Below are 16,307 nucleotides of genomic sequence, written 5' to 3'. Positions count from 1 at the left end.
GGAACGTTCCCATTTTCGCCGTCACGCTGAAGGAGTAGGCTTGCGCTCAGGTCATTACCCCCCTCACCATCGGTCATGAGGTTTCATGATGAGTAAAGTCAAACAAGAAGATATCGACCAGTTGATTGTCCTGGTAGGCGGCCGTGAAAACATCGCGACCGTCAGCCATTGCATTACCCGCCTGCGCTTCGTGCTGAACGATCCGGCCAAAGCCGATCCGAAAGCCATTGAAGCGCTTTCCATGGTTAAAGGCTGCTTCACCAACGCCGGTCAGTTCCAGGTCGTCATTGGTACCGAAGTGGGCGATTACTATCAGGCTCTGCTGGCGACAACCGGGCACAGTTCAGCCGATAAAGAGCAAGCCAAGAAAGCTGCACGCCAGAATATGAAATGGCACGAGCAGTTAATTTCCCACTTCGCGGAGATTTTCTTCCCGCTGCTCCCGGCGCTGATCAGCGGCGGTCTGATTCTGGGCTTCCGCAACGTTATCGGTGATGTGCCGATGAGCGACGGCAAAACCCTGGCGCAGATGTACCCGGCGCTGAAAACCGTTTACGACTTCCTGTGGCTGATTGGCGAAGCTATCTTCTTCTATCTGCCGGTCGGGATTTGCTGGTCAGCGGTGCGCAAAATGGGCGGCACGCCGATTCTGGGTATCGTGCTGGGCGTCACGCTGGTCTCTCCACAGTTAATGAACGCTTACTTACTTGGTCAGCAGGTGCCTGAGGTGTGGAACTTCGGTCTGTTCACCATCGCGAAAGTGGGCTATCAGGCGCAGGTGATCCCAGCCTTGCTGGCCGGTCTGACGCTGGGCTTTATTGAAACGCGCCTGAAACGCATCGTACCGGATTACCTCTATCTGGTGGTGGTGCCGGTTTGCTCCCTTATTCTGGCCGTCTTCCTCGCCCATGCGTTTATCGGTCCGTTTGGCCGCATGATTGGCGACGGCGTTGCCTTCGCGGTACGTCACCTGATGACCGGCAGCTTCGCGCCGATTGGTGCCATGCTGTTTGGCTTCCTGTACGCCCCGCTGGTGATCACCGGCGTGCACCAGACCACGCTGGCGATTGATATGCAGATGATTCAGAGCCTGGGCGGTACGCCGGTCTGGCCTATCATCGCGCTGTCTAACATTGCGCAGGCCTCGGCGGTCACAGGCATTATCCTGGTCAGCCGCAAGCATAACGAGCGTGAGATTTCTGTTCCGGCCGCCATCTCCGCCTATCTCGGCGTCACCGAACCGGCGATGTACGGTATCAACCTGAAATACCGCTTCCCGATGCTGTGCGCGATGATCGGCTCCGGTCTGGCAGGCCTGGTATGCGGTCTGTACGGTGTGATGGCGAACGGGATCGGTGTCGGCGGTCTGCCTGGTATTCTCTCCATCCAGCCCGCTTTCTGGCAGGTGTTTTCCCTGGCGATGGTCATCGCGATTGTCGTTCCAATGGCTCTCACCACCGTGGTTTACCAGCGTAAGTACCGTCAGGGCGCGCTGCAGATTGTTTAACTTCATCTTTCGGGGCGCAGTTGCGCCCCTTCGCATTTGCAGGAACGCATTATGAATACCCTTCCTCACTGGTGGCAGAACGGCGTTATCTACCAGATCTATCCAAAGAGTTTTCAGGACACGACGGGCTGCGGTACCGGCGATTTACGCGGCGTCACGCAGCGGCTGGACTACCTGCAAACCCTCGGCATCGACGCCATCTGGCTGACGCCGTTTTATATTTCCCCGCAGGTAGATAACGGGTACGACGTGGCGAATTACACCGCCATCGACCCGGCCTACGGCACGCTGGATGATTTTGACGAGCTGGTCGCGCAGGCCCATCAACGCGGCATTCGTATCGTGCTGGATATGGTGTTCAATCACACCTCAACGCAGCACGCCTGGTTCCGGGAATCGCTGAATAAAGAGAGCCCGTATCGCCAGTTCTACATCTGGCGCGACGGTACGCCGGAACAACTGCCCAATAACTGGCGCTCCAAATTTGGCGGCAACGCCTGGCGCTGGCACGCCGAGAGCGAGCAGTACTATCTGCACCTGTTCGCCCCCGAGCAGGCGGACCTCAACTGGGAAAACCCGCAGGTGCGCGCCGAACTGAAAAAGGTGTGCGAGTTCTGGGCCGACCGTGGCGTGGACGGTTTACGCCTCGATGTGATTAACCTGATTTCCAAAGACCAGGATTTCCCGGATGACGCCGTGGGCGATGGCCGTCGTTTCTATACCGACGGACCGCGCATTCATGAGTATCTTCAGGAGATGAGCCGCGACGTCTTTACCCCGCGAAACCTGATGACGGTAGGTGAGATGTCGTCGACCTCGCTGGAAAACTGTCAGCAATACGCCTCTCTCGACGGGCGCGAGCTGTCGATGACCTTCAACTTCCACCACCTGAAAGTGGATTACCCCGGCGGCGAAAAGTGGACCCTGGCCAGGCCGGACTTCGTGGCGCTGAAAACCCTCTTCCGCCACTGGCAGCAGGGCATGCACAACAAAGCCTGGAACGCGCTGTTCTGGTGTAACCACGATCAGCCGCGCATTGTGTCGCGCTTTGGCGATGAAGGGGAGTACCGTCCCCACGCCGCGAAAATGCTCGGCATGGTGCTGCACGGAATGCAGGGCACCCCGTATATTTACCAGGGCGAAGAGCTGGGTATGACCAACCCACACTTCAGCCGTATAACCGATTACCGCGACGTTGAAAGCCTTAATATGTTCGCTGAACTGCGGGCCAACGGTCGCGCCCCTGAAGAATTGCTGGCTATTCTGGCGAGTAAATCCCGCGATAATGGCCGCACGCCAATGCAGTGGGATGCCACACACAGTGCGGGCTTTACCGAGGGTGAGCCGTGGATTGGCGTTTGCGACAATTACGAGACGGTCAATGCCCGTGCGGCGCTGGACGATACTGATTCGGTGTTTTACACCTACCAGACGCTGATTCGCCTGCGCAAAACCCTGCCGGTGCTGACGTGGGGAGATTATGAAGACCTGCTGCCTGACCACCCTTCCCTGTGGTGCTATCGCCGGCGGTCGCAGGGCCAGACGCTGATGGTGGTGGCAAACCTGAGCCGTGAGCGCCAGCAATGGGTTCCCGCGTCAGTACAGGGAGCCTGGCGGGTCGCACTGAGCAACTATGCGGATGCTCCCCCTCAGCCCGACAACCTGCTGTTGCGCCCGTTTGAAGCCATCTGGTGGATACAGGAATAACCCTCAAGAGATACAGCCAGCTGTATCTCTTTTTTTATGTTTAGCGATACGCTAAATGTACGACGATAACTTTTACTTCACGGTGTGCCAAAATAAGAATAGCCCTGCCATTTAAATAACCTCGGCAGGACATTATGAAAAAGACAATTATTAAAGCAACATGTATTAGCGCATTATTATTAAGTACCCAGGGATGGTGCGGAAATACCTCCGTCGATCTTCGCTTTGGTCATAATACGCGCTCAGACGTAAATGATTCACGTATTAAAGTGATGCATCAGGCTGATAACGGTTTTTACTTCTCCGTCGAAGCGGCGCAAAACCATAACGATACGTTCTTTGGTGATACCGACCGATATAATCCGGACGAAAAAGGGTTAACGGAGGCAGCACAGGAAATCGAAACGCGCTGGCGTTTTGATCTGGGAAATGGGTTCGCCATCGCGCCAGGGATGGTGACCGTCTTTACCGCCAGCAATACGCATTACCGCCCCTTCATCCAGGGCTGGAAAGCGTTCGATAACGGCCTGAACCTGTCTGCCCGCTACCGCTATAACACCGTTAACGATGCGCACAGCGACAAACGCCTGGACGGCAGCGGCTACACCCGCCGCGAGTCACACCAGTTCGACCTGTGGTTCGCGTACAACATCGGGAAATTCGGCATGTCCTATAACCCGCGCTTCCGCTGGCAGGATAATGTCGATCAGGGAACCGGGGATGATACCTACTGGGAGCACACCGTAGCGTTCAACTACAAGCTCGACGACGGCTGGACGCCTTACGTCGAACTGGTGTCGCTGGATAAAACCTACCTTACTCAGGATGGCAATCATGAAAATGATTACGCCATTCGTCTGGGTATCGTGAAACAGCTCTGACAGCCTGCCTACTCCGTATCGTGCTGCAGAAGCCTGCAGCCGATACGATCGACGGCGCTTAACAGGTCCAGCTGTCCCTCTCGCTGGTATAACGAGACGGCATTCATATCAATCGACAATGGCCAGCACAGCGTAGAAAGCCCGGCCAGCGTCGAACCCTGACGGGTAATCGCAATAATCTTTAGCCCCTTACGCAGCGCGTTACGCGCCATTTCTATCAGCGACTGCGTCTCCCCGGATTTACTGATCAACACCAGCGTGCCCTTCGATACCCGGGTCAACTGGTGCATATCATTCAGAATCAGGTGCGGCAGACTCGCCAGTGACAAAAAACGCGACAGGTAGTTGAGGCTGGTGAGAGATGCCCCGCGTGCATATAAATAGATATGGCTGGAATGGGTCAGTAACCGGGACACGTCCACCACGATATCGTCTGCCTGCGGCCCCATCGCAGGCTCGGCAGGGACAGACGTAAAATGGTCGCGTAAAAACCGATAGCGAAGCTCGGTATAACTTTTATAGCCCATTTTCTTACAGACACGATTCACCGAGGTGGTTGTCGTAAAAGTATCACGCGCAATCTCTTTTGCCGATATATCAGAAATATTGCGTGCGTGGTGCTGAATGTATTCAAATATCAACCGTTCACTTCCCTGAAATGAATTCATTTATTACGTCCTGTTAAAACCCAACATGATATTAGCAGAATAGCGAAATAGTCTCTGGAAGGCGCTTCACATATTGCAACATAGCGTATGACGATACGTAATTAGTATTAGCAAACCTTAAACACTGTTTTAAGTTCTCTTTATACTTTCGCTATTTTCACACCCAGGGAATTATTACAATGATGAATCAAAAAATTATCGCTGTAACGGCTTGTCCTACAGGGATCGCGCACACGTTTATGGCGGCAAGTAAAATTATTGCATGGGCAAAAGAGCATAATATTGAGGTCAAGGTCGAAACGCAGGGCAGCGACGGCGTAAAAAACAGATTAACGAAACAGGATATTGCCTCCGCCACGGCCATTATTCTTGCAACCGACGTTCCCATTCAGGATGCAGAACGTTTTGAACACGTTCCTCACCTTCAGACCCGCACGCAGGAGCTGATTAAAAATACCGACCGCTACCTGCGTCAGGCGCTGGCCATGCAGAAAAACGTCACCACTGTGGCGGACGAAGACGCCATTCAGCGTTCGGCTTACCAGATTTTTATCGGCCATATCATGGCGGCCATCAGCTATATGTTACCGGTCGTGGTAATGGGCGGCCTGATGATGGCGACGGCCAAAATTACCGGGCAGTTTATAAACATTGAGCATTCGCCGTTCAGCGTGCTGGATAAAATGGGCTTTATGACCATCAAGTTCATGTACCCGGTCTTTGCGATGTATCTGGCCTTTTCCATTGCCGGTAAACCGGCGCTGATCCCCGGACTGATCGGCGGCATCATGTCAGATGAGGTCTACAAACGCTTCTTTGATATTGAAGGCTTTATGCCCTCCGGCTTTTTCGGCGCAATTGGCATTGGCTTTTTTGTCGGCTATCTGGTGCGCTGGCTGAATGATGCCATTCACGTCCGACAGCAGCTTACCACCCTAAAAACCATGCTGGTCGTTCCGCTGATCACCGGTATTACGCTGGTGATGGTAATGGAATATCTGATCAACCCGATTTTTGGTTCGCTTAACCAGCTGATGGTGGTCTTTTTTACCTCGGCGGGTGATACCGGACGCGGCTTCTATTCGGCCATGATCGCCGCGGGTACCGCGTTCGATCTCGGCGGCCCGGTCAACAAGGCGGCAGGATCGGTCGCGCTCGGCCTGAACGGCATGAGCGAGACATTTGATTTAACCGCCCGCGAGCTCTCCATCGTGATTCCTTCTATTGGGGTAGGCCTCGCCGCGTTCCTCAATGGGCGTTTTGGCCTGCCGGATGTGTTCAGCCGTGAAGAGAAAACCGTTGGCAGCACTTCGTTATTGCTGGGCTTTATCGGTATTTCAGAAGGCGCTATCCCGTTCATCCTGAAAAACCCACGCCTGATCCCCGTGTTCATGACAGGAGCCGTCGCAGGTGCGCTGGTGGCGATTGCCCTCGGCGTGAAGCAGACGTTGCCCCTGCCGGCTATCTGGGGCTGGCCGCTGGCGACCAATGTGGTCGGGTACCTGGCAAGCGTCTTTATTGGCGCACTGATTTGCGCCCTGGGCGTGCTTTATCTCAGCCCAAAGAACGCCAGATAAGGAGAGCGCAATGAGCCAGATCCACGTTATAGCCCATACCCACTGGGATCAGGAGTGGTATTTCACCCGCCAGGACAGCATGGTGCTGGCGTCATACAACTTTGCGGAGGTCATCGAGACGCTGGAGCAGGATCCGGCCTGGCAGTGCTATCACCTTGACGGGCAGATGGCGGTGGTGGATGACTTTCTCGCCATCAATCCCGATTACCGGCCCCGGCTGGAAAAACTGGTCAGGGAGAAAAGCGTGTTTGTCGGGCCGTGGTTCACCCAGACGGATACCTACAACGTTCACGGCGAATCGATTATCCGCAATCTCAAATACGGCATCTTCGCCGCTCGGGCGCTGGGGCATGCCATGCAGGTCGGTTATCTGCCGGATACCTTTGGGCATAACGCGCAGATGCCCACGATTTTGCAGGGCTGCAATATCGATAACATCGTTTTCTGGCGCGGTATCGACCACGACACTCAGGCCAAAAACAGCCAGTTTCTCTGGCGCGCGCCGTCAGGTGCAACCATCATCGCCTGTGCAATGGCGCTGGGGTATGGGGCGGCCAAGAACATGCGCGCGGAGGCCAGCCATCTGCACGGCAAGATCTACCCGATGGTGGATCTGCTGCGTTCACGGTCGCAGATTGACGACCTCCTCCTTCCTTGCGGCGGCGATCAGGTCAGCATCGACCCGGCGCTGCCGCGTATCCTGCAGGCTGCCAGCGCGCACTCTCCCACGCAGGACCGTTACGTCCTCAGCTCGCTGGAGCAGTACGTCGCTCTGCTGCGCACAAAACGGGAACAACTGGCGTTATGGGAAGGTGAGCTGAAATCGCCGCGCTACACCCGCATTCACAAAACGATCGGGTCTGTGCGTTACGATATCAAAAAGAAAAATGCCGACATCGAGCAGTTCATCCTGCGACAGCTGGAGCCCACCATCGCCATGGCGCGTCATCAGGGCATTCCGGTCACGCTCCCGATTGTGGACACCCTCTGGAAGAAGCTTCTGCGAAGCCATGCCCACGACTCCATGGGCGGCTGCAACAGCGATGCCACTAACCGCGACATTCTTCATCGGCTCGAGCAGACAGAGCAACTTTGTCACAGCCTGTGGAATCTGGTGGTGAAGTCGCTGGCCGCCGCATGCTGTCAGGAGGGTGACCTGCTCATTTTCAACCCGCTGGCCACCCCGACCCGCTGCGTGATCCACACCACCCTGTACAGTCGGGCCGACAATATCACCCTGACGTATCAGGGCCAGCCGCTGCCCTTCGACGTTCTGGAACGCGAGACGTTACCCGGAGGAACGGCCATCTCCCTCACCTGTGAGGGCGAACGCGAAACACACCTTCCGCCTTATTTCCGCTGGCATGTTGTTCTGCAGACGCCTCTCCTGCCGCCGGTGGGCTATATCACCGTCAACGTAACAGACACACCGGCTCCGTTTGCCATGACCTGCGCCGCGAAAGGAGAGGCGATAGAGAATACGGTTTATCGACTGACGCTGGAGGCCGGTACGCTGGTGCTTGAAGACAAGCGCAACGCCAGGCGCATCACGTCGTTATTCAGTCTTGAAGACTGCGCGGATGCCGGAGACAGCTATGATTTCTCGCCGCTCGCGGGCGATGAACCGACGCGCTGCGCGCATTTCACGCTGATCGACTGCAGCAAAACCCCTCTTTGCCAAACGATGGTGCTTGAGGCGGTCATGTCGCTGCCGCCGGATCTCGCTGGACGCCGGGAAAATACCCGCGCGCCGTTATCAATGCGCATAGTGTGCGAGTTACGTCACGACGATCCGAACCTGCATGTTGATAGCTCGCTGGTAAACAGCCACTGCGATCACCGGCTGCGTTTACTGATCAACAGCGATATTTGCACCCGTCACTCCCTCGCCTCGCAGCCGTTCTCAATAATCGAGCGCGAAACGGGGTACGACGAGACTCACTGGCAGGAGCGCTATCGTGAGAAGCCCGTGGATATCGAAACCAGCGAGGGCATTATCGCTATCGCGCAAGCGGGCAAAGCGCTGGTCGTGAATAGCCGCGGCATGAAAGAGTTTCAGGTTATTGGACGCGATCCGGCAGTCATTGCCCTGACCTTATTCAAATCAACCGGCGTACTGGGGCGCAGCGATCTTGACTGGCGACCCGGCCGGGCATCTGGCATTAACAATACGGTGGTCGATACGCCCGATGCGCAGCTGCTCAAACCGCTGCACTTTTCCTTCACCGTGGCGCTGGCCGATAACGCAGACCATCTGACGCTGCGCCAGCTGGAGAATCAGGCGACGGGTCACCCCTTCACCTATCAACGGCAAACGCTGCATACCCTCGATAACCGGCTTGAGCGTTTTTCGCTGCGCCTGCCCGAACGCACACTGCCGGCAGAATTTTCGTTATTCGCCTTACCGGAACCGCTCGTTCTTTCTGCCCTGCCCCATGCGCAACGATCGCCTGGCACGATCGCCCGCGTGTTCAACGCCGGGACGCAGCCTGTCCCTGTTCCGGCTGACCTGGCAGAGCGTCCCCAGCTCAATTATCTGGAAGAACACGTGCCATCGGTGACGACGATCCCCCCTTCTGCGACCTGTGATTTTTTGATTGAGGCTTAACATGAACTTGCTTGAACTCACGCACCCCGAACTGGTGTTTATTAACCCACCCTGCCGCACGCCTGAAGCGCTGATCCGCTGGCTCTCCGAACCGCTTGTCGGGCGAAACGTCATCACCGATAAAGACGCCTTTATCCAGAGCGTCTTACACCGCGAAAGTGAAGGTCCCACCGCGCTGGGCGAAGCGCTGGCCGTTCCGCACGGTAAATCAGACGCGGTGCAGCAGGCGGCGTTTTGCCTGGCGCTTTTTGATGAGCCGGTTATCTGGCCGGGGCTGGAAGGCGATGAAGCGGTCAGGATGGTTTTTCTGCTCGCCATCCCGCACGCCGAGGCCGGCAGTACGCATATGCAGCTGCTGACGACGCTGACCAGTTCGCTGGCGGAAGAGCGCGTGCGTAACGCGCTTCTGGCGGCGCGCACCGGCGAAGAAGCGCTGTCCGCGTTGCGCAGAGAAACGCCACAAAACGCGGACGCCGAACCCGGGCGCTCACTTGTTATCCCGCTGATACTCGGGAGTATTGCGGCGGCAGCCTTTCTCCAGGCCGGACTGAACTGGGCATGCGGGGTGAGTTAACCGACTGGCGCTCGGCACATGCTGCTGAGCGCTTGTTTTTGTTGAATAATTAATCAGAATTTTCCCTCTCGTCTTTACAAACGCTGGAGTGCCCGTCGTTTGTACTCTCGTCTTTTTACTTTGTTCTGAATCAAATAAATCGCAAACATGTTTGATGCAAATCACTATATGTAGCACTTAAAATGCACGCCGACCCAACATATTGTATTTATCGTCTACTATTCCAACAACAAGACGGCGACTCAGCTCTCCGGAATTGTGGATAACACGCGTTGGGAACGTGGGAAGTCTCTGGCCTGGCTGACAATACGCCCGGTGAACACTTCTCCACCTCTGTGGATAACCTGTTTTTAAAAATGGAGTGATCATGACACCGCATGTGATGAAACGTGATGGCTGTAAAGTGCCGTTTAAATCAGAGCGCATCCAGGAAGCCATTCTGCGTGCAGCTAAAGCAGCGGGTGTCGATGACGCAGATTACTGCGCCACCGTCGCAGAAGTCGTTAGCAGCCAGATGAACGAACGCAGCCAGGTCGATATCAATGAGATCCAGACCGCGGTTGAAAACCAGCTGATGGCGGGCCCCTACAAGCAGTTAGCCCGCGCCTATATCGAATACCGCCACGATCGGGACGTTCAGCGTGAGAAACGCGGTCGTCTTAATCAGGAGATTCGTGGCCTGGTGGAGCAGACCAACTCCGCCCTGCTGAATGAAAATGCCAATAAAGACAGCAAAGTGATCCCCACCCAGCGCGACCTGCTGGCCGGTATTGTTGCCAAACACTATGCCCGTCAGCACCTGCTGCCGCGCGACGTGGTCTCGGCGCATGAGCGCGGTGAGATCCACTATCACGATCTCGATTACTCGCCCTTCTTCCCGATGTTCAACTGCATGCTCATCGACCTGAAAGGCATGCTGACCCACGGTTTTAAAATGGGTAATGCCGAGATTGAGCCGCCAAAATCGATCTCCACGGCCACTGCGGTCACGGCGCAGATTATCGCTCAGGTCGCCAGCCATATTTACGGCGGCACCACCATTAACCGCATTGATGAAGTACTGGCACCGTTCGTCACGGCAAGCTTCAATAAACACCGTCAAACCGCTGAAGAATGGCAAATCCCGGACGCCGAGGGCTACGCGCACTCCCGTACCGAAAAAGAGTGCTACGACGCGTTCCAGTCGCTGGAATACGAGGTGAACACCCTGCATACCGCCAACGGTCAGACGCCGTTTGTGACCTTCGGTTTTGGTCTGGGTACCAGTTGGGAATCACGCCTGATTCAGCAATCTATCCTGCGAAACCGTATCTCCGGGCTTGGTAAAAACCGTAAGACAGCGGTGTTCCCGAAACTGGTGTTCGCTATCCGCGACGGCCTGAACCACAAGTTTGGCGATCCTAACTACGACATCAAACAGCTGGCGCTGGAATGTGCGAGCAAGCGCATGTACCCGGACATCCTGAACTACGACCAGGTGGTCAAAGTGACCGGCTCGTTTAAAACGCCGATGGGCTGCCGCAGCTTCCTCGGCGTGTATGAAGACGAAAACGGCGAACAGGTTCACGACGGCCGTAACAACCTCGGCGTGATCAGCCTCAACCTGCCGCGTATCGCCCTCGAAGCCAAAGGCGACGAAGCGGCCTTCTGGGCGCTGCTGGACGAACGTCTGCAGCTCGCACGTAAGGCCCTCATGACCCGTATTGCGCGTCTGGAAGGGGTGAAAGCCCGCGTTGCGCCCATCCTGTATATGGAAGGAGCCTGCGGCGTGCGCCTGAAGGCGGACGATGACGTGTCGGAGATCTTCAAAAATGGTCGCGCGTCGATTTCTCTGGGCTACATCGGTATTCACGAAACGATCAACGCGCTGTTCGGCAACCAGCACATGTATGACAGCGACGCCCTGCGTGAAAAAGGTGTTGCCATTGTTCAGCGCCTGCGCGATGCGGTTGACCAGTGGAAAGACGAAACCGGCTACGGCTTCAGCCTGTACAGCACCCCGAGTGAAAACCTGTGTGACCGTTTCTGCCGCCTGGATACCGCTGAATTTGGCATTGTCGAAGGGGTAACCGACAAAGGGTACTACACCAACAGCTTCCACCTCGACGTGGAGAAGAAGGTGAACCCTTACGACAAGATCGACTTTGAAGCCGCGTATCCGCCCGTCGCGAACGGTGGCTTCATCTGCTACGGCGAGTATCCGAACATTCAGCACAACCTGAAGGCGCTGGAAGATGTCTGGGATTACAGCTATCAGCACGTACCGTATTACGGGACCAACACCCCGATTGACGAGTGCTACGAGTGTGGCTTTACCGGTGAGTTTGAGTGCACCAGCAAAGGCTTCACCTGCCCGAAATGCGGTAACCACGATGCGGCTCGCGTCTCGGTGACCCGCCGCGTATGTGGCTATCTCGGGAGTCCCGATGCGCGTCCGTTTAACGCCGGTAAGCAGGAAGAGGTTAAGCGACGCGTGAAGCATTTGGGGAATGGGCAGATCGGTTAAGGCGTCGGGGGTTTCCCCTCACTCTACCCCTCTCCCTCAGGGAGAGGGAACCGAACGCGCACCTACGTTTCCCCCCTCTCCCGGTGGGAGAGGGCTGGGGTGAGGGCACCCGCGCACACACACTCTGGACATCTTCTTATGCGATATCATCAATACTACCCCGTCGACATAGTCAACGGCCCCGGCACCCGCTGCACTCTGTTTGTCTCAGGCTGCGTCCATGAATGCCCCGGCTGTTACAACAAAAGCACCTGGCGCGTAAATTCAGGCCTGCCGTTCACCGCGGAAATGGAACAGCGGATCATCCACGATCTCAACGACACGCGCATTCCCCGCCAGGGGATTTCACTCTCCGGTGGCGACCCGCTTCACCCGCAAAACGTGCCGGACATTCTGAAGCTGATAAAACGCATTCGCCGCGAATGTGCAGGAAAGGATATCTGGGTCTGGACGGGTTATAAGCTCGAAGAACTGAATGCTGAGCAGAGGGAAGTGGTGGATTTGATTAACGTGCTGGTTGACGGCAAGTTTGTGCAGGATTTAAAAGACCCTGCGCTGATCTGGCGCGGCAGCAGCAACCAGGTTGTGCATCATTTGCGGTGATCGCTAAAGCCGTTTGTTTACGTCATGATAAACGGCTGATTTCTCTCTCTTACCGATAGCAATAACACATACCGTCACAACGTTGTCCTGAACCTGATAGACCAAACGATAACCCTGGGATCTGAGTTTTATCTTGTCGCAATCAGGCAGGCCATGCAGGCGAGCCGATTCAACCCGGGGGTTCACCAACACGTTCGCAAGCTTCTTCTTAAACTGATTTTTTACGGTATCACCCAGCCTGGCCCACTCCTTGAACGCCCTCGGATCAAATACGAGTTCATAAGTCATCCAGCCTAACCTTAACTCCTTTTTGCGGATTAGCCAGCCGCTCCCGGACTGTCTGTATGAGTTCATCTTCACTGTCGCTGACAGTGACCGTTTTCACCGGCATACGCCCCGTCTCCGCAACGTACTGAAACAGTAACCGAACGGCTTCCGTTGGCGTGATATTGAGTTTTTCAAGCACGGCATAAGCCTCGTTTTTGAGTTTGTCATCCAGACGGACGTTCAGCGTGGCCATTATGCCTCCAGTGAAATCGAATGTGTAATGCATCTTAGCATTACATTTGCATTACATCGAATTCTGGATAACGTCTCTCAAAACCGGCTCACACTCTCCATCGCCACCGCTTTAAACCCGGCGAAATCATTGCAACTGCACAGCCGTGACATGGCGCGCTCACGCAGGAAAGTCACGAAAATATCGTAAATCGCCATCGCCTCTTCGTACTCACGCTTGCTGATGGCGAGCAGGAAAATCACGTGGGCGGTTTCATCCCCCCAGGCAATACCCTGCGGTGCCAGCACGGTGTAAACCACCGTTTTTTGTGCCAGTAGCCCGAGGGAGTGCGGCAGCGCAATGCCGTCGCCCAGCATGGTGCTGACGATGGCCTCTCGCTCCACGACCGAATCCAGAAACTCCGCGCCAACAAACCCCTCTCCTTCGAGCTGCTCGCACAGCTCCCGGAACAGCGTTTGCTGGTCAATCGGCCTGTCGATAATACGAAAATGGGCGGCATCGAAGTATTTATCCAGCATCCACGGGCGGGTTCGGTCCACCAGCACCAGCTTACCTATCTGCTCAAGCTGGTAGTCCGTCGGGAACGGGGCGATCATCACCACCGGTTTAGACTTTTCGCTCACGCGGGCGGTCGAGATAACAAAGTCTTCGCCGATCGGTTCCGCCAGCTCATACTCGCGCAGCGTGAGCGTGCGGGTCACCTCAATTTGCGGATATTTGCGCTGCAACACCGCTTCAATCATCCGGACCATCGCATTCCCGGCATCGCAAACTAACAGCACGCGCGGCTGACGCTGGTAACCGATGTTGTAGTGGCGCTCCAGTCCGACACCGATATGCAGCACCAGGAAACCGATCTCGTTTTCGCTGATCACATACGGCGTGTATTTCCCCCAGCTCGACACTGCCGCGAGGGTCATATCCCACGCCATCGGGTAGTGCTGCTTGATGTTATCCAGAAGCGGATTAGGGATCATGATTTGATAGCGCACGCGGGTGATCATGGTTTTGATGTGGGTGAGCAGATCCGCATGCAGTTGCTCGTCGCTGAGCAGGTTGTAGTTATAGTGGGTATTGATGTAGCGCAGGATGTAATTGACCAGCGCCTCGTCGTCATCGGCATTGATGGCACTGGGGGCAATCTCCTGGATCTGACGTGCCGCGATGTGAACGCAGAGCCAGCTCTCTTCTGAAGGCGAAAGCGCTTTATCCGCCAGCTGTTGAATGGTCACAGCGATGTCTTTCGCCGCCTCACGGACATTCTCGGCCACATCTTCTGCGTGAAATTCCGGCAACGGATAACCCTCGCTGATGCGACGCACCGACACCGCACAGTACAGGCGCAGGAATAGCTCGCCCTCGTCAGTCAGACGAATGTGATGCCGCGTCAGCGCATCGTGCAGCACGGGAACCATCTGCTCCGCCACCCCCGCATTGAGCGCAACGTCGGTCACCAGCGGGTTCAGGCTATCCTGCTGTGCCAGCTCCCAGAGCAGATCGGTGAGACAGGCGCGGGTCGCCATCTCGCTGCCAAACAGCTTCATGCCGTGGCGCGGTCGGGTTTCCAGCGTCAGGTTGTAGCGGTGGAACCACTCGCGCACTTCCACCATGTCACTTTGCAACGTCGCACGGCTGACAAACCACTCATCCGCCAGATCCTCCAGCTTGAGCGAAAACGCGGAGGTAAGAAAACGGACCACCAGATAGTGCACGCGCTCCGGCCCGGTGCGGGGAATGCGCAGCGCGCGCGGGTGGGAGGACTGAAGCTGCTGATAGCGTTCTGCATCGTCAATTTTGAGCTGATAGCCATTGCCGCGGCTGAGAATAAACTGCGCGCCGTGGCTCGCCAGCAGCGCGTTCAGGGCAGTGATATCAGCGCGGACGGTTCGCGTGGAGACCGACAGCCGCTGCGCCAGTTCGTCCTGCGGCAGCGTCTCGTTTTGCAACAGATCGAAAAGTTGCGCTAAACGTTGGTTCGGAAATCGCACGGGGTTGTCCTCTTACGGCTTAGGGTGAAATGACCATCTGGGATGGGCTGCCGACCGGGGTATAGTCCGGCTCGGCGCTGAGTTTGCCGTCCTGCGCCACGCGAAAACGGGTAATGTTATCGCTGCGCTGATTCATGACGTACAGCCAGCGCCCCTGTTTGTCGAGCGTCAGGGTGCGCGGGTAATCACCACGCGTCCACACATCATCCTGATGCGTCAGCGTGCCATCCGCTGTTACGGTAAAGTGCCCGATGCTGTTATGCAAACGGTTAGCCACATACAGCTGTTTGCCATCGGCACTGAGTGCCAGCCCGGCGGCAAAGCTGGTGCCTTTGTAGCCGTGTGGCAGGGCGGAGAGGGTTTTCCCCTCCTGCAGCCTGCCCCGGGCATCCAGCGTATAGTGCGTGAGCGTGGATGCCTCTTCGTTAATCAGCCATAACGCATCGCCTTTCGGCGTAAAGACGAAATGCCGCGGACCGGCCCCTTTCGAGGAGGCACTGATAAACGGCGGATCGTTCGGGGTCAGCTTGCCTGTTTGATCGTCAAAACGGTACTGGTAGATACGATCCAGACCCAGATCGGTAGAAAAAACGTATTTCCCGCGCGGATCGGCGGCGATCATGTGCGCATGGGGGCCATTGTGATCGCTAATGGCAAAACTGCCTTCCACCGCCGCCACCGGTTTCGCCGCGCCCGGCTCTCCCCGATCCTGATGCGTGTCCGTGGCCTCCCCCAGACTGCCGTCTGCATTAACGGGCAGAACAGCAATCGAGCCGCTGACGTAGTTCGCCACCAGCAGGTGGTGACCCTTTGGCGTCAGGGAGAGATAGACCGGCCCCGCCCCGCCGGACGCCACCTGATTAAGCTCGCTCAGTTCACCGTTATCGCCCACGCGCAGCGCCTGCACCACGCCCTGCTCCACTTCGCTCGCCAGATAGAGCGTCTTACCATCCTGCGAGACGGTGAGCTGCGCGGCGTTTGGCAGCGTGCTGACCAGCGTTTTATTCGACAGCGCGCCAGTGTGAGGATCGACCGTAAAGCGGTACAGCCCCTCGCCGTTGGGGTTGTACGTCCCGACCCAGGCGTAATGGGTCTGGGCGACCGCGGCGGTTGCCAGTAAAGACAGTGAAGCGACAAGCAGGTTACGGGTGTGCATGGTGGCTCCTTT

Annotated in this window: 13 protein-coding genes; 8 read left to right on the top strand and 5 right to left on the bottom strand. The window is 56.3% G+C overall.

The window, feature by feature from the left end:
- Nucleotides 1-88: 88 nt before the first annotated feature.
- From treB to BJP35_RS02980, 3 genes are all read left to right on the top strand, one after another.
- Nucleotides 89-1,507 carry a PTS trehalose transporter subunit IIBC gene (treB, locus tag BJP35_RS02990; protein ID WP_025205752.1) on the top strand — a complete coding sequence of 473 codons (1,419 nt, stop codon included), beginning with the start codon at nt 89-91 and terminating at the stop codon, nt 1,505-1,507.
- Nucleotides 1,508-1,558: 51 nt separating this feature from the next.
- The gene (gene treC, locus BJP35_RS02985; RefSeq protein ID WP_020885396.1) at nt 1,559-3,214 is read left to right on the top strand and encodes an alpha,alpha-phosphotrehalase; all 1,656 of its coding nucleotides are present in this window, start codon (nt 1,559-1,561) and stop codon (nt 3,212-3,214) included.
- Between the two features lie 134 nt (nt 3,215-3,348).
- Entirely contained in the window at nt 3,349-4,095 is a 747-nt protein-coding gene (locus tag BJP35_RS02980) for an oligogalacturonate-specific porin KdgM family protein (RefSeq protein WP_025205757.1), read from the top strand.
- Between the two features lie 8 nt (nt 4,096-4,103).
- On the opposite strand, the gene BJP35_RS02975 is transcribed toward BJP35_RS02980, so the two are convergent.
- Nucleotides 4,104-4,763 (bottom strand): MurR/RpiR family transcriptional regulator, encoded by a 660-nt coding sequence (locus BJP35_RS02975; RefSeq protein ID WP_014168392.1) that lies wholly within the window; start codon nt 4,761-4,763, stop codon nt 4,104-4,106.
- Between the two features lie 179 nt (nt 4,764-4,942).
- Between BJP35_RS02975 and BJP35_RS02970 the strand changes: the two genes are divergently transcribed.
- From BJP35_RS02970 to nrdG, 5 genes are all read left to right on the top strand, one after another.
- Nucleotides 4,943-6,340, top strand: coding sequence for a PTS fructose transporter subunit IIC (locus tag BJP35_RS02970; protein ID WP_071993116.1), 1,398 nt, complete (start codon nt 4,943-4,945; stop codon nt 6,338-6,340).
- Nucleotides 6,341-6,350: 10 nt separating this feature from the next.
- Nucleotides 6,351-8,948 (top strand): glycoside hydrolase family 38 C-terminal domain-containing protein, encoded by a 2,598-nt coding sequence (locus BJP35_RS02965; protein WP_086462893.1) that lies wholly within the window; start codon nt 6,351-6,353, stop codon nt 8,946-8,948.
- 1 nt (nt 8,949) lies between these two features.
- Nucleotides 8,950-9,522, top strand: a complete 573-nt coding sequence (locus tag BJP35_RS02960) for a PTS sugar transporter subunit IIA (protein ID WP_032679517.1) — start codon at nt 8,950-8,952, stop codon at nt 9,520-9,522.
- A 367-nt stretch (nt 9,523-9,889) separates the two neighbouring features.
- Nucleotides 9,890-12,028 carry an anaerobic ribonucleoside-triphosphate reductase gene (nrdD, locus tag BJP35_RS02950; protein WP_020885401.1) on the top strand — a complete coding sequence of 713 codons (2,139 nt, stop codon included), beginning with the start codon at nt 9,890-9,892 and terminating at the stop codon, nt 12,026-12,028.
- A gap of 138 nt (nt 12,029-12,166) precedes the next feature.
- Complete coding sequence (gene nrdG / locus BJP35_RS02945; protein ID WP_032679514.1) at nt 12,167-12,631, top strand: anaerobic ribonucleoside-triphosphate reductase-activating protein; 465 nt, start codon at nt 12,167-12,169, stop codon at nt 12,629-12,631.
- A 3-nt stretch (nt 12,632-12,634) separates the two neighbouring features.
- Here nrdG and BJP35_RS02940 read toward each other — a convergent pair whose 3' ends face one another.
- The 4 genes from BJP35_RS02940 to BJP35_RS02925 form a co-directional block, all read right to left on the bottom strand.
- Nucleotides 12,635-12,919 (bottom strand): type II toxin-antitoxin system RelE/ParE family toxin, encoded by a 285-nt coding sequence (locus BJP35_RS02940; RefSeq protein ID WP_047743217.1) that lies wholly within the window; start codon nt 12,917-12,919, stop codon nt 12,635-12,637.
- Nucleotides 12,909-13,151, bottom strand: coding sequence for a type II toxin-antitoxin system RelB/DinJ family antitoxin (locus BJP35_RS02935; protein ID WP_047743215.1), 243 nt, complete (start codon nt 13,149-13,151; stop codon nt 12,909-12,911). Before BJP35_RS02935 ends, BJP35_RS02940 begins: the two co-directional genes overlap by 11 nt.
- Nucleotides 13,152-13,228: 77 nt before the next feature.
- The gene (locus BJP35_RS02930; protein WP_047743214.1) at nt 13,229-15,139 is read right to left on the bottom strand and encodes a transcription antiterminator; all 1,911 of its coding nucleotides are present in this window, start codon (nt 15,137-15,139) and stop codon (nt 13,229-13,231) included.
- A gap of 19 nt (nt 15,140-15,158) precedes the next feature.
- Nucleotides 15,159-16,295: a lactonase family protein gene (locus tag BJP35_RS02925; protein WP_047743212.1), complete on the bottom strand. Its 1,137-nt coding sequence runs from the start codon at nt 16,293-16,295 to the stop codon at nt 15,159-15,161.
- Nucleotides 16,296-16,307 lie beyond the last annotated feature (12 nt).

It is taken from the genome of Enterobacter sp. J49 (assembly GCF_002148625.1).
GTDB lineage: Bacteria > Pseudomonadota > Gammaproteobacteria > Enterobacterales > Enterobacteriaceae > Enterobacter > Enterobacter ludwigii.
This window is presented reverse-complemented; position numbering and strand designations above follow the sequence as displayed.